13 protein-coding genes are annotated in these 14463 nt (G+C 67.7%); 5 read left to right on the top strand and 8 right to left on the bottom strand.

Annotated features, from left to right (window positions below):
• Window positions 1–184: 184 nt before the first annotated feature.
• Complete coding sequence (locus KL771_RS20955; protein WP_261970620.1) at window positions 185–1312, bottom strand: PA0069 family radical SAM protein; 1128 nt, start codon at window positions 1310–1312, stop codon at window positions 185–187.
• A gap of 230 nt (window positions 1313–1542) precedes the next feature.
• On the opposite strand from KL771_RS20955, the gene KL771_RS20950 reads away from it, so the two are divergent.
• The gene (locus tag KL771_RS20950) at window positions 1543–2214 is read left to right on the top strand and encodes a glycosyltransferase (RefSeq protein ID WP_261970462.1); all 672 of its coding nucleotides are present in this window, start codon (window positions 1543–1545) and stop codon (window positions 2212–2214) included.
• Window positions 2215–2291: 77 nt separating this feature from the next.
• Here KL771_RS20950 and moaB read toward each other — a convergent pair whose 3' ends face one another.
• Both moaB and KL771_RS20940 read right to left on the bottom strand, forming a co-directional pair.
• Window positions 2292–2861: a molybdenum cofactor biosynthesis protein B gene (gene moaB / locus KL771_RS20945; RefSeq protein WP_261970461.1), complete on the bottom strand. Its 570-nt coding sequence runs from the start codon at window positions 2859–2861 to the stop codon at window positions 2292–2294.
• Between the two features lie 101 nt (window positions 2862–2962).
• Complete coding sequence (locus tag KL771_RS20940) at window positions 2963–3316, bottom strand: ArsR/SmtB family transcription factor (protein WP_261970460.1); 354 nt, start codon at window positions 3314–3316, stop codon at window positions 2963–2965.
• Between the two features lie 298 nt (window positions 3317–3614).
• On the opposite strand from KL771_RS20940, the gene KL771_RS20935 reads away from it, so the two are divergent.
• Window positions 3615–4283, top strand: a complete 669-nt coding sequence (locus KL771_RS20935) for an HAD family hydrolase (protein WP_261970459.1) — start codon at window positions 3615–3617, stop codon at window positions 4281–4283.
• Window positions 4284–4371: 88 nt separating this feature from the next.
• Entirely contained in the window at window positions 4372–5847 is a 1476-nt protein-coding gene (locus tag KL771_RS20930; RefSeq protein ID WP_261970458.1) for an AMP nucleosidase, read from the top strand.
• A 114-nt stretch (window positions 5848–5961) separates the two neighbouring features.
• Here the strand turns inward: KL771_RS20930 and KL771_RS20925 are convergent, their stop codons facing one another.
• Window positions 5962–7077, bottom strand: a complete 1116-nt coding sequence (locus KL771_RS20925) for a trypsin-like serine peptidase (RefSeq protein WP_261970457.1) — start codon at window positions 7075–7077, stop codon at window positions 5962–5964.
• 101 nt (window positions 7078–7178) lie between these two features.
• Window positions 7179–8243 (bottom strand): A/G-specific adenine glycosylase, encoded by a 1065-nt coding sequence (gene mutY / locus KL771_RS20920; RefSeq protein ID WP_261970456.1) that lies wholly within the window; start codon window positions 8241–8243, stop codon window positions 7179–7181.
• A gap of 175 nt (window positions 8244–8418) precedes the next feature.
• On the opposite strand from mutY, the gene KL771_RS20915 reads away from it, so the two are divergent.
• Window positions 8419–9567: a site-specific DNA-methyltransferase gene (locus KL771_RS20915; RefSeq protein WP_315901517.1), complete on the top strand. Its 1149-nt coding sequence runs from the start codon at window positions 8419–8421 to the stop codon at window positions 9565–9567.
• A gap of 109 nt (window positions 9568–9676) precedes the next feature.
• Here KL771_RS20915 and KL771_RS20910 read toward each other — a convergent pair whose 3' ends face one another.
• The 3 genes from KL771_RS20910 to KL771_RS20900 all read right to left on the bottom strand — a co-directional run bounded on the left by KL771_RS20910 (window position 9677) and on the right by KL771_RS20900 (window position 13836).
• Window positions 9677–10087 (bottom strand): hypothetical protein, encoded by a 411-nt coding sequence (locus KL771_RS20910; RefSeq protein WP_261970455.1) that lies wholly within the window; start codon window positions 10085–10087, stop codon window positions 9677–9679.
• Between the two features lie 95 nt (window positions 10088–10182).
• Window positions 10183–12141, bottom strand: coding sequence for an SUMF1/EgtB/PvdO family nonheme iron enzyme (locus KL771_RS20905; protein WP_261970454.1), 1959 nt, complete (start codon window positions 12139–12141; stop codon window positions 10183–10185).
• 759 nt (window positions 12142–12900) lie between these two features.
• Window positions 12901–13836: a glycine--tRNA ligase subunit alpha gene (locus tag KL771_RS20900; protein WP_261970453.1), complete on the bottom strand. Its 936-nt coding sequence runs from the start codon at window positions 13834–13836 to the stop codon at window positions 12901–12903.
• A 328-nt stretch (window positions 13837–14164) separates the two neighbouring features.
• Here KL771_RS20900 and KL771_RS20895 point away from each other — a divergent pair, with 328 nt between their 5' ends.
• A complete protein-coding gene (locus KL771_RS20895; RefSeq protein WP_261970452.1) occupies window positions 14165–14443 on the top strand; it encodes a hypothetical protein in 279 nt (92 codons plus the stop codon).
• The last annotated feature ends 20 nt before the right edge of the window (window positions 14444–14463 follow it).

Raw genomic sequence — 14463 nt, 5'->3', positions numbered from 1 at the left:
CCGGGACCGTCCCGGCGAACCGGCCCGGCTTTCTGTCGGTCGGCACCGGCGAACCGGGAGGATCCTCCATCGGTCGGCACCAGCGAACCGGGAGGACGGTCTCTCGGCGGCGCCGGCTGAACGGCACGGCGTGGCGCCGGCCGGGATCGTTGCGCCGCCGCCGGTTCCACGTCGGCAGCCGGTTCTAGAACAGGCTCAGCTGCACCCCGCGTCCGACCGGCGGCTCGAACAGGTCGGCCCTGAGCCGGGTGCGGCCGCCCTTCTGCAGGCCGAGCTTCTTGACCTGCAGTTCGAAGCGGCGGGCGATCTGCCAGGCATAGGGACCGGCGCCGCGCATGCGCTTGCCCCAGGTCGAATCGTAGTCCTTGCCGTCGCGCATCGCCCGGATCAGCGACATGACATGGCGATAGCTGTCCGGCCGGTTGACCAGCAGCCATTGCCGGAACAGCTCGGAGACCTCGAGCGGCAGGCGCAGCAGCACATAGCCGGCCTCGCGCGCCCCGGCCGCCTGGGCGGCATCCAGGATGCGCTCGATCTCGTGGTCGGTCAGCGCCGGGATGATCGGCGCGACCATCACGGCGGTCGGCACGCCGGCCTCCGACAATTCGCGGATCGCATCGAGCCGGCGGCGCGGACTGGCGGCGCGCGGCTCCATGGCGCGGGCGAGCCGGCCGTCGAGCGTGGTCACCGAGAGCGCCACCTTGGCGAGGCCCTTGGCCCCCATCCGGCCGAGAATGTCCTTGTCGCGCGTGACCAGGTGCGACTTGGTCACGATCGCGACCGGGTGGTTGGTCCGTTCCAGCACCTCCAGCACCTCGCGCATGATCCGGTGCGTCTTCTCGATCGGCTGGTAGGGGTCGGTGTTGGTGCCGATCGCGATGGTGCGGCACTGGTAGCCGGGCTCACCCAACTCGCGCTCCAGCATCGCCGCCGCATTCGGCTTGACGAACAATCTGGTTTCGAAATCGAGCCCCGGCGACAGGCCCATATAGGCGTGGGTCGGCCGGGCGAAGCAGTAGACGCAGCCGTGCTCGCAGCCGCGATAGGGGTTGATCGAGCGGTCGAAGGAGATGTCCGGCGACTGGTTGCGCGTGATGATCCGCTTCGGCTTCTCGACCTGGACCTCGGTCTTCAGCGGCGGCAGGTCGTCGAGGCTGTCCCAGCCGTCGTCGACGGCGACCCGCACTTCCGTTTCGTAGCGCCCGCTGGCATTGGTCACCGCACCCCGGCCGCGCCGCCGCTCGGCATCGATCCGGACGCCGATCTCCTCCGGTGCCGGCTCGAACACCTCCTCGGGCGACGGCTCGAACATCTCGTCCGGCGCCCCCGCCATCCCACCATCGGCTACCGCCCGCCGGACGGCACCGCGGCGCGAGATGCGCCCGACAGGCACATCCGGAGCCGAGTTTTGAATGTTTCGAAGCGGGGCCATGGCAAAAAGCTACCAAGCGGCACTGAACAAATCAAGAACATTCACGAAAATTCGACAGATAGCCTCATGGGCGACTCCCGACAGCATGGCTGACCTGTTATGACATTGCCATGCTTTCCGTGGTCATCCCGACCCTCAATGCCGAAGAAGGTCTCCTGCGCACGCTGGCCTCGCTGGTCCCGGCAGCCGCGGAGGGAGCCATTCGCGAAGTCGTCGTGGTCGACGGCGGGTCGCGCGACGGGACCGAGAAGGTCGCCGAGGCGGCCGGCTGCACGCTGCTGCAGCATCCTGGGCCCTGGGGCGAGCGCGTCGGTCAGGGCGTCGCCATCGCGCGCCGCGCGCCCTGGCTGATGATCCTGCCGCCCAACGTGCTGCTCGAAGGCGAGTGGTTCCGCGAGGTGATGGCTTTTGCCGAGCGGGCCGAGCGCAACGGCGCGGCCGGCGAGGCGGCGGCGTTCCGTCTGGCCTTCGATGCCTTCGGCTGGCGCGCGCGTGTCGCGGAGGGCACCGTCGGGGTGGCCAGTTCGGTCTTCGGGCTGCCGCTGCCCGAGCAGGGGCTGATCCTGAGCCGGCGGGCCTGGGACACGGCGCGCCGGCACGCCCCGATCCGCGACCACCGCGACCTGATCGGCCGAATCGGTCGCCGGTCGATCCATATTCTCCGGTCCAACGCGGTCGCGATCGCCAGCCGGCACGACGGCCGCGACCTGCCGGCCGGCGGTGCCATCGCCCGCCACGTGCTCGCCGCGCTCGGCGTCCCGATCCGCGCCACGGGCGCCTGATCGCTGCGCCCGGCGCCCGTGCCGATTGCGATGACCCTGCGTCTGTTGCGAGGTCACTGCGGCTGTTCGGGCCGGCCTCAGCCCGGGACGGGCGCGCCGCGCAGCTTGCCGCGCTTCAGATGCTCGTCGAGCCGCGGCATGATCTCCACGAAATTGCACGGCTGGTGGCGATAGTCGAACTGCGCCGCCAGGATGCCGTCCCAGGCGTCCCGGCAGGCGCCCGGCGAGCCCGGCAGGCAGAAGATGAAGGTGCGGCCGGCGAGCCCGGCGGTGGCGCGCGACTGGATCGTGGAGGTGCCGATCTTGTCGTAGGACAGGCGGTGGAACAGGATCGAAAAGCCGTCCATGCGCTTGTCGAACAGCGGTTCGACCGCCTCGGGCGTCACGTCGCGACCGGTGAAGCCGGTGCCGCCGGTGGTGATCACCACGTCGATCCGCCCCTCGGCGATCCAGGTCTCTACGATCATCCGGATCTCGTCGATATCGTCCGGCACGATCGCCCGCTCGGCGAGGTCGTGGCCGGCCGTCGCGATGCGCTCGGCGAGCAGATTGCCCGACTTGTCGTCGGCCAGCGTGCGGGTGTCGGACACGGTCAGAAGCGCGATCCGGACCGGAATGAAGGGTTTGGTTTCGTCCAGTCTCGACATGCTCGCTTGCTCCGTCTCGGTCCCGCGTCCGTTCTGGTCTAAGCCAGCGGCGGGCCGGCGCCAATCCGCAGGATGCCGGGTCCGCCCGACGCGATCTGCCGTCAGGCAGAAATGGCGTGGCCGCGGACACAGACCGTTTCGCTGCGCCGGGCGGCCAGGACGCTCGCAATCACGCCGGGAAAACGGCGTTCGATCTCGTCGAGACGCAGGCGGTTGAGCAGTTCGACGCCGCGCCGTTCGCTGCGCACCAGGCCGGCCTCGCGCAGAATGCGGAAGTGATGCGACAGCGTGGACTTGGACAGGCCCTGCAGCTCCTTGGCCGAGGAGATGCAGTTCATCTCGCAGCCCGCCGTCGACAGGCAGAGCACGATATCGAGGCGGACCGGATCGGACAGGGCATGCAGCAGGGCCGCAAGCGTCACGTCTTCGATCACCGGATGGGAGAGTGGGCGCATGTCCTGTCCGTTCTCGGGCGCCTGCCGGGCACGCGCTGGAAAGGCGGCCCGGGGCCCGAGCCTCGACCGCCAATGTGGTTCGCCGCGCCCGCGGATTCAATCGCCGAAGCCGCCGTCTGGCGCAGACGTGAAGCCCGCCGTGCGGTTCCCGCCCGCAAATGCGGCACGGGAGCCGCGCAAATGCGGGACCGAGTCCCATGCGAATGCGGGACCGACAGGGCTCGCCTGTCCGCCCGGGCGTTCCGTTCCGTCGCCCGAGGCGCTATGACGGCGCCGGACCTGGAGACGGACGACCGACATGCTGGTGATTTTCGACTGCGACGGCACCCTGATCGATTCCGAGATCATCGCCTCGGCCATCGATGCGGAAGCCCTGACCCGGCTCGGCCGACCGACCACGCCGGCGGAATTCTCCCGCCGCTTCACCGGCATCCCGTACCGGGACATCTGGGCGCTGATCGAGCAGGAACTCGGCCGGCCGCTGCCGGAGGGCTTCCTGGAGGAGATGAAGACCGTCTCGCACAAGCGTTTTGCCGAGGAACTGACGGTGATCGACGGCGTCCACGACGCGGTCGAGGCGGTCGCCGGCCTCGGGCTGAAGCGCTGCATCGCCTCCTCGACCCAGCTCGAGGGCCTGCGCCGCAACCTGACCACGACCGGGCTGCTCGAAGTGTTCGATCCGCATGTCTTCTCGGCCAGCCAATGCGCGCGCGGCAAGCCGGCACCGGACGTCTTTCTGCTCGCCGCCTCGCAGATGGGCGCCGATCCGGCCGATTGCCTGGTGGTCGAGGATTCCGTCGCCGGGGTCACGGCGGCGCGCCGGGCCGGCATGCCGGTGATCGGCTTCACCGGCGGCGGACATGCCGACGACGAACTGGCCGACCGGCTGAGCGCGGCCGGCGCCGCGGTGGTGCTGTCCGCCATGCGCGACCTGCCGCGCATCGCCGCCGCCCATTTCGGCGTCTGATCGGCCGGCTCCGACATCCGGGCGGCCCTTGACCCCCGCCGGATCGGCGCCGATGGTCCGGACCGTCCGAGCCATCCGGAGTTCCGCCATGCTGGGCGTCGATTCGCCGCCGCCGATCGCCTTCGAGGACTTCACCGCCGCCGAACCGGCCGTCGAACGGCTGGAGGCCCTCTATCGTCGCAACACGGCCTTCCTGGCCGAGCGCTTCGCAGCGATGATGTCCGGAGCGATGCCGTCGGGGCGGGTCAGGGCCTGCTATCCGGAGATCCGCGTCGGCACCGATACCCATGCCCGGCTCGATTCCCGGCTTGCCTACGGCTTCGTCCACGGCCCCGGCACCTATGCGACCACGATCACCCGGCCGGACCTGTTCCGCAGCTATCTGGTCGAACAGATCGGGCAGGTCATCCGCAATCACGGCGTGGCGGTCGGCATCGGCGAATCGCAGACGCCGATCCCGCTGCATTTCGCACTCGCCGGCGATGCCGGGCTGTCGTTCGAAAGCGCCGCACGGCTCGACCGGCCCCTGCGCGACGTGTTCGACGTGCCGGATCTCGCCAATACCGACGATGCCATCGTCAATGGCGAGCAGCGGCTGGCGCCGGGTGCGCCCGCCCCGCTCGCCCCCTTCACGGCGCCGCGCATCGACTATTCGCTGCACCGGCTCGCCCATTATACGGCGACGCACCCGGAGCATTTCCAGAATTTCGTGCTGTTCACCAACTACCAGTTCTATATCGACGAGTTCGTCGCGCTCGCACGCGCCCGCATGGCCAGCGGCGACGGCGTCTTCGAGGCCTTCGTCGAGCCCGGCAATGTGATCACCCGGCCGGGCGCGGAGACGCCGTCGGGCGGGCATCCGCCGGCGCGGCTGCCGCAGATGCCGGCCTACCATCTGGTCCGGCCCGGCCATGCCGGCATCACGATGATCAATATCGGCGTCGGCCCGTCCAACGCGAAGACCATCACCGACCATGTCGCGGTGCTGCGGCCGCATGCCTGGGTGATGCTCGGCCACTGCGCCGGCCTGCGCAACACCCAGAAGCTCGGCGACTACGTGCTCGCCCATGCCTATGTGCGCGAGGATCACGTGCTCGACGCCGACCTGCCGGTCTGGGTGCCGATCCCGGCCCTGTCGGAAATCCAGGTGGCGCTGGAGGAATCGGTCGCGGAAGTGACCGGGCTGACCGGCTGGGAGCTGAAGTCGATCATGCGCACCGGCACGGTCGCCACCATCGACAACCGGAACTGGGAACTGCGCGACCATTCCGAGCCGGTCCGCCGCTTCTCGCAGTCGCGCGCCATCGCGCTCGATATGGAATCCGCCACCATCGCGGCCAACGGCTTCCGCTTCCGCGTGCCCTACGGCACCCTGCTGTGTGTCTCCGACAAGCCGCTGCACGGCGAACTGAAGCTGCCCGGCATGGCCAGCGAATTCTATCGCCGGCAGGTCAACCAGCACCTCGCCATCGGCATTCGCGCCATGGACAAGCTGCGCGCCATGCCGTCGGAACGGCTGCATTCGCGCAAGCTGCGCAGCTTCGAGGAGGTCGCCTTCCAGTAGGCGGCCCGGCGGCTGCCCACCGGCGGCAAAGAAAAGCCGCCGGCCGCGTCTGACGCGCCGGCGGCTTCCGGTCTCGTTCAGCCCCCTGAGACGCGAGGCGGGCCGGTCGCGCGGTCAGCAGTTGCCGGCGAGGCGGGCGCAGGCGGTCGTGCGCATGGTGGTGAAGTCGGCGTTGAGGATCGAGGAGCCCTGGTAGAAATAGGGCGACGGGCCGCCTGCGGGGCCGTAGGAGGTCACGCCGACGATCCGGTTGGCGACCGAATTGGCGACCAACTGGCCGGAGCCGACCGTGCCGAAATCCTCGATCCAGGGGCCGCCCGACGAACCGCCGGCCATCGAGGAGCCCATCACGCCGGAGGTCGAGCCGTTCGGGCGCGTCTCGCCCTGGTTGGCGATCATCCGCCCGCCGGAGTCGATGTTGCCCGGATAGCCGAGCGCGGTCAGGTGGTTGTAGTTGAGCCGGGCGGTCGCGGTGGCATAGTAGCCGAGATAGCCGCCGATGGTGCGCGAGACGCCGCCGATGGTCCGGTTGGCGATCTCGATGATGCCGAAGTCGGAGACGTTCGGAACCGTGCCGCCGCCATTCTGCCAGGCCGGGGTGGTGTAGACCGCCGACCAGGTCCACTGCCCGTAGGGCTGGGTGCCGAGCGTGGCATTGTAGCCGGGCGTGAAGCGGAAGTCGGTATAGAAGCGCTTGCCGGTGGCGTTGTAGACGCAATGGCCGGCGGTCAGCACGAGGCGATACGAGATGATCGCCGCCGAGCACATGTACCAGCTGTTGGTCACGCTGTCCCGGAACAGGAGCTTGCCGGCCATCCGGTAGGGGGCGGTCGAGACGGCCGTGTCCGGGAACACCCGCGTGGTGGTGAACGGATAGCCCGAGGATCCCTTCGAGCGGCTGTCGTCGGTCTGAGCCTCGTAGCGGATCAGCGGTCCGTCCCAATCGGCCGGCGGCGTCAGCGCCGTCGTCTCGGCCGGCGCCGGTTCCTCGGCCGGCACGAAGCCCGGAAAGACCTGCGGCGTGCCCTTGGCGGCCGCCTTGCCGCCGGCGCCCTTGCTCTCCCGGGGCAGCGGCAGCGGGGCAATCGCGCGCAGCTGCTCGGTGGTCAGGTCGGCCGGCTTCTGCCGGTTCTGATTGACGATCCAGGTTTGCGCGGAAGCCGCGCTCGCCCCCGCAAGCGTCAGGATGGCGGTCAGGGCGGGAACGGCGAGAAGTACTTTGCGGGACATGCGGCAACCCGGTTGGCGGTCGATCTTGTGTCCGTTTGTAACTGCCTCCCGTTACGGAAGATTGCCGCCGATCCGTCAAATTGTGCGCAACCGGCCGATTGTCACGATCCGGACGCCTTCTGGGCGGCGTCGACGACCTTGCGCATCACGCTCGGCAGCGCCTCGCCGGCGAGATCGGCAGCCGTCGACCACCAGTAGCCGTCCGGGGCCGGGTCGCCGACCGGCCGGCGCGCCAGCCGGACCTCCAGGATCAGGTGGAAATGCGTGAAGGTGTGTTCGATCCGGCCGGCGGCGGCCCAGTTGCCGGGCAGGGGCGGGCTCTCCGCCGGCAGGGCCGCGGCCGGCGTCCAGTCGGTCGACGGCACCTCGCTCATGCCGCCGAGCAGACCTTTCGGGGGGCGGCGGCGGAGAAGAACCGCTCCGTCGGCCCGCATCGCCACATAGGCGATGCCGCGCCGGGTCGGTCGTTCGGCCTTCGCCCGCTTGCGCGGATAGGTCTCCGGCGCCCCCGCGGCCCGGCCGAGACAGGCGTCTGACCAGGGGCAGAGTGCGCAGCTCGGCTTGCGCGGCGTGCACAGGGTGGCGCCCAGATCCATCATGGCCTGCGCGAAGTCGCCCGCGCGCCGCTTAGGGGTCAGCGTCGCTGCAAGCCGCTTCAAGGCCGGCTTGGCGTCGGGGAGCGGCTCCTCGACCGTGAACAGGCGGGACACGACACGCTCGACATTGCCGTCGACGACGGTCGCGGGCCGGTCGAAGGCGATCGCCGCGATCGCCGCGGCCGTATAGGCCCCGATCCCGGGCAGGGTCAGCAGGGCCGCCTCGGTGTCCGGAAACCGTCCGCCATGCCGCTCGACGACGGCGTCCGCGCAGGCCTTCAGGTTGCGGGCGCGCGAATAGTAGCCGAGCCCGGCCCAGGCCTTCATCACCTCCGCCTCGTCGGCGGCGGCCAGATCGGAGACCTGCGGCCAGCGCGCCAGGAAGGCGTCGAAATAGGGTTTCACCGCCGTCACGGTGGTCTGCTGCAGCATGATCTCCGACAGCCAGATCCGATAGGGGTCCGGCTTCGCCCCGGCCGCCCGGTCGGCGGGGCCGATCCGCCAGGGCAGGCGGCGATGGTGGCGGTCGTACCAGGCGAGAAGGGCTGCCGAATCGGGTCGCGTCGTCATGGGGCGATCCTGGCAATGGCGTGGCCCCGGGGAAAGCCGCCGCCTGCCGCCGGCGCTCCGGCGCTGCCGTTCCGCCGCCCCGGCCTGTCATCGCCCGGTCCGGCGCTTAACGTCGCTTTTACCGGATTGGGTAACCTTAATGATGGTATCCGCGTAACCCGGACGAGTGGTGTTCATGAGTATAGTGCGTAAGGTTGCGGCGGCGCGTGCCGTCCGCCCCTCGTCCTCCATTGTCGCACCGGCCGAGGCCTGGCTGGATCGCATCCATATCGGTGACTGCGTCGCCGAGATGGCCCGCATGCCGGCCGCCTCGGTCGATCTCGTCTTCGCCGACCCGCCCTACAATCTGCAGCTCGAAGGCCAGTTGCACCGACCCGACCAGAGCCGGGTCGATGCGGTCGACGACGCCTGGGACCGGTTCGACAGCTTCGAGGCCTATGACGCCTTCACGCGCGCCTGGCTGATCGCGGCGCGCCGCCTCCTGAAGCCCGACGGCGCCCTGTGGGTGATCGGCTCCTACCACAACATCTTCCGGGTCGGCACGATCCTGCAGGATCTCGGCTTCTGGATCCTGAACGACGTGGTCTGGCGCAAGACCAACCCGATGCCGAACTTCAAGGGCCGCCGCTTCCAGAATGCCCACGAGACCCTGATCTGGGCCTCGCGCAGCCAGGAGGCCAAGCGCTACACCTTCAACTACGACGCCCTGAAGGCCTTCAACGAGGACCTTCAGATGCGCTCCGACTGGGTGATCCCGATCTGCACCGGTTCCGAGCGGCTGAAGTCGGATGGCGGCGACAAGATCCACCCGACCCAGAAGCCGGAGGCGCTGCTGCACCGCGTCCTGCTCGCCTCGACCGAGCCCGGCCATGTGGTGCTCGATCCCTTCTTCGGCACCGGCACGACCGGCGCGGTCGCCCGCCGCCTCGGCCGCCGCTTCATCGGCATCGAGCGCGACCGCACCTATGCGGCCGCCGCCGAGGCGCGCATCGCGGCCGTCGAGCCGGCCTCCGACGCTGCGCTCGCGGTCATGCGCGGCAAGCGGGCCGAACCCCGCATTCCCTTCGGCAGCCTGGTCGAACAGGGCCTGGTCGCCCCCGGCGAGACCGTGCAGGACGCCCGCGGCCGCCACAAGGCGACGGTCCGCGCCGACGGTTCGCTGCAATCCGGCGAAACCACCGGCTCGATCCACCGCGTCGGCGCGATCCTCCAGGACCTCGACGCCTGCAACGGCTGGACCTTCTGGCACGTCCTGCGCGACGGCCGCCCGATCCTGATCGACGACCTGCGCAAAGTGGTCCGCAACGCCCTCGGCGAGGGCTGAGCGCGAGGCCAGCCGGGCGCCGCAGCCGCCCGGACTGCCGGCGGTTCGATCCAGACGGGCGGATCTGGTCCGTCCCGTCCCGGCAATCCGATCCCCGCAGGCTTGACCGCTACAGCGCGGCTGCATCGGCTGCAGTGAGTGGGACCTGAAGCGCGGCGACGTTTTCTTCCAGATGCGCAATGGACCGCGTGCCGGGTATAGGCACGATCATGGGGCTGAGACTGACGCCCCCACAACGGGCCGATAGGGCTCCAGCCGCCTGGCGATGGATGTGATCGCGGGCGTGGAACCGGTTCCTCGGCTTCTCGATACCAAGATTTGCGCGGGCAAGGTGCCCTGGTCTGTCTCGCTGAGACGCGGCTTCCACGAGGCATTCGAGCCTGTCGAGAGCAACCGATTGAATCCGGTCGCCGAGCGGAATTTTCTGCTTGCGGGGGATGATCTCGACCGTCGGCCCCAGCCGCAGCGAAATCTGAATATGTGGGTCAATGGGCGGACCCGTCTGTCGAGCCGGATCCATGTCCCCTCTTAAGAATGACCGCCCGCCAGGAGCTTCGCCCCTGGACCCCGGCGAAGAGAAGTCAGGAAGAATAGACAAGAATAAATATATAAAGACTATGGATTTAATGTTCTCGCAACACGGAAGCCGTAACGAAGGTCCCGGTTGAAGGGGTAGGTCCAGAAACGTTGAGCGGCACGAAGTCTCCACGGCAGCTCGGAATAGGACCCGCCGCGTAGAATGCGGGTATCACATCCTTTTATTACATTTGCTGAGCCGTCCGTTGGTGCATCCTTATAGTTCTGGGAAGAACAGTCCTCGACCCATTGATTGACGTTACCGAGCATCTGGTAGAGACCGAATGGGTTCGCCGAAAAGCTGTCTACCGGAAGCGTATACATCCTATACAATCCTTTCTGATTGCTGGCATACGTATAGTTGCCGTCGTAGTTCGCCTGGTTTGTAGAGATCGTCGGGCCCCACCAGAACGCCGTCGTCGTGCCAGCCCGCGCTGCGTATTCCCACTCCGCCTCCGTCAGAAGCCGATAACTCTTCCCAGTCACCTTCGACAGCCAAGTCACAAACGCTTGCGCATCCTCCCACGACACATTAACCACCGGTAAAATTCCGCGGTCCCAACCCCTTATTACTAGCGGCCGATAGCCTTTGCAGCCGCCTCCCGCAACGCATGCATCCCATTCCGCAAAGCTCACCGTAAACTTGCCGACCGCAAATGGCTTCCCAATCCGAACCGTCCGCTGCGGGCCTTCGTTGCTTTCACGCTTCTTCTCGCTCTCCGGCGATCCCATCGTGAACGACCCCGCAGGAACGACAACCATCGCAGGGCAGTCTGCGCACTCCCGGAACTCGTCCTTCGCCTTCAGGCAACGCTCCTCAGACGAGGTCAGAACGCCGGCCGACCGACTGCCTAGCGACACCGTCTGCGCACCCCCGTCGCAAGACCCTCCATCCGGGCGCGTCGATGGCGGAAGACCCGCAACCTCAATCTTCCCTGGTGCCGTTACGACCGGCGTCGTCGTGACGGCTGGGGGTGGCGCCGAAAGAGCCGCCAGACGCTCGCGCGCCGCCTCGATCAGAAAGCCGGACTTGTATCGGTCGATGAAGGCCTGCCACACCGCCCGCGAATTCGCCTGTTGGGCAATCGCAAAATCCGACCGCATAGCCGCGTCCGGATCGGCGACCGCGGGCGTAGGCGGCGAGCCTACCGCCCGATTGATCACGATCGTGCCCGGCACTTCGTCATAATAGGCCGGTTGCTGGCTGTGCCCGACCGTCGACGCCAGCGTCCGGACACCCGTTTGCAGCCGCTTGGCGATCTCGATATGGGTCAGTCCAGGCGTCCGCAATAGCGGGATCAACTGCCGCGTAAACACAGAATTCGGATCAGGGTCCCTGTCCGAAAGACGATCCAACGCCGACTGGCCGGCGCCCGCAGCCATCAGCACGAATGTGCCCGACGGGGTATCCACCCGCCCGAGACCGCGATCCAGCCCGACAGATCGGCGGCCCGATGAAGCGAACGGATTGTCCCGGCAGGCATCGAGGACCACAATCTGGTTGCCGGCGCCTCGCCGCGCGATCCGCTCGATCAGACCGCTCACCGAATAGCCTTCATCCTTGACCGTGTTCTCGCCGCCGGGCTGCAGTTGCTCCATGTCGGTCGAAAGCAGGTAGTTGCTGCCCTCCAGGGCCACACCGTGGCCGGCAAAATAGAACAGCACCGTGTCGCCCGGGCCGATCGCCTGATCGAACTCACCAAGCTTCCGGTTCAACTCCCGACGGCTCAGGTTCTCGCCCGAGATCACCTCGAAACCGATCTCCTTCAGGACCGCCGCCACCGCCCGCGCGTCGTTCACCGCCTTGCGCAGCGGCGTCACGGAGACATAGCGGTCGTTGCCGATTACCAGCGCCACCTGCTTCTCGGCCAAAGCCGGAGCGCATGTCGTGATTGCAAGAAGAAGACCGAGAAGCCCGTAACCGAGCAGGCGGCAAAATCTCATAACAACAGTCTCCACCATCAATCCGATGATGAAGATCGATACCCCCTCACGCAAGGGCACGACCCCGCAACCGAATGGGACCCGTAGCGGGGGCTTGATACAGTCTTTTGCCCCGACCGGCGACAAGGGGAACGATAGGCAGCGAGGAGACGGTCCGATGACCGCCCGAACCGACCGCAATCTGCGCCTCGGGGCATCCGCCCTCGGGTTTTTGCCTGAATGCCCAAAAGCGAGATCCGACAGCCGCCCCCCGCGGCGCCCGTCTCCGATCCCGCGGCCCCGTCCCCCATCCCACCGCCCTCCCGGCACCTTCCCCTTCGCCCCCTGAAGGGGGGAGAAGGGGATAATCTGTTGATGGGCTGTGCAAAAGGGCGCGATGGAGGCCTCGTGGCGGTCCTCGAGGCCCTGAACCTCATATCCTACGCTCTCAGCGCCGCGGTTCGTGCGCACCCATTCTTCAAACTCCTGAACCCCGCAGCCCGCATCTCAGCCTCCGCGAACCCTAATCTACGGCCGCGGCTGCGATGCCGCCCCGCCCCCTTCCCAACGACCTCCTGGCTCCTTCCCCTTCGCCCCCTGAAGGGGGGAGAAGGTGCCCGAAGGGCGGATGAGGGGGACCGAACCCGAAACCGTGGCCGAGTTTCCGGCTCAGATCTCGGCCTCCGCAGGCCTCGTCGCCCGAGATCTCGAATTCCCGTTCCGAACCGCCGTTTCGACGGCGTGCGGCCGGATGGGGGATCAGGCCCGAAACCTCTTCCGGATTGTCGGCCCGGACCGCGATCCGGCGCGTCATCCGATGCGCGGCCGCCCCCGTCAGGCCGCAGCCTTGCCGCCGGCTTCGGTGGCGAGCCAGGCGGCGCCGCAGGCCTTGGCGAGTTCGCGGACGCGCAGGATGTAGCTCTGCCGCTCGGTCACCGAGATCACGCCGCGGGCGTCGAGCAGGTTGAAGACGTGGCTCGCCTTGATGCACTGGTCATAGGCCGGCAGCGCCATCAGGTGGCGGTCGCCCGACCAGCCGGCCTCGAGATATTTCCGGCAGGCGGCCTCGGCCTTGCCGAACAGGTCGAACAGCATCTCGGCGTCGGAATGCTCGAAATTGTGCCGCGAATATTCCTGCTCGGCCTGCAGGAAAACGTCGCCATAGGTCACCTTCTCGGCGCCCTCGCGGCCGTTGAAGTTGAGGTCGTAGACATTGTCGACGCCCTGCACATACATGGCCAGCCGTTCCAGGCCGTAGGTCAGTTCGCCGGAGACCGGCGCGCATTCGAAGCCGGCGACCTGCTGGAAATAGGTGAACTGGCTGACCTCCATGCCGTCGCACCAGCATTCCCAGCCGAGACCCCAGGCGCCCAGCGTCGGGCTCTCCCAGTCGTCCTCGACGAAGCGGATGTCGTGCAGCGCGGGGTCGATGCCGATCGCATAGAGGCTCTTCAGATAGAGCTCCTGCAGGTTCGGCGGGTTCGGCTTCAGGATCACCTGATACTGATAATAATGCTGCAGCCGGTTCGGGTTCTCGCCGTAGCGGCCGTCCTTCGGCCGGCGCGAGGGCTGCACATAGGCGGCGCGCCACGGATTGGGGCCGAGCGCGCGCAGCGTGGTCGCCGGATGGAAGGTGCCGGCGCCGACCTCCATGTCGTAGGGCTGCAGGATCACGCAGCCATAGTCCGCCCAGAAGCGCTGCAGCGTCAGGATGAGACCCTGGAACGAGCGGTCCGGGCGCATATGGGCGGGCAGGCTGGGGTCGATCATGTGCTTTCGCCGGTTCGAAAATGTGCCGGGACCGTAACGGCGCGGGCAGGGCGGGTCAATCGCCGGGACCGGCCGCACCGTGCCTAGAGCATTTCCGGATCGGATGGAATCATCCGATCCATAAGGAAATGCTCCAGCATCAACACCTTGAGCCAGTCCTTTTCGTCTGGATCGCTTCGATCCAGACGGGACAGGCTCTAGGCACCCGCCGGATTCGTGTTTCGGATCTTTGCCGGCGGTATTCCGATACCATCAACTGTGCCATACGGCACAGCCGGGGCATCGGCCGGGTCGCATGATGCCGCCGCCGGCGCAAAGGAACCCCGTCATGACCGCGATCACCTCGGCCCTGTCCTCTTTGACTGCACAGCTGACGACCAGCCTGTCGACGGCTTCGGACGACCAGACCAACACGACCGATGCCGAGGAGAAGGAGGCCGAGCAACTGGTCGCCGCGGCGCCGGGATCGAGCACCGCGCTTTACGACCTGTTCTCGAACCTGCCGGGTTCGACCACCGACGCGACCACCGGCGCCGACCGCAATGCCTGGCTCGGCAACGTGACGGTCCGCACCGTCACCCTCGAACTCTATCAGGAAGACGAGTGATACCGGGGACGCCGGCTCCC

The organism is Prosthecodimorpha staleyi (assembly GCF_018729455.1).
In the GTDB taxonomy this organism is placed as follows: Bacteria; Pseudomonadota; Alphaproteobacteria; order Rhizobiales; family Ancalomicrobiaceae; genus Prosthecodimorpha; species Prosthecodimorpha staleyi.
This window is presented reverse-complemented; position numbering and strand designations above follow the sequence as displayed.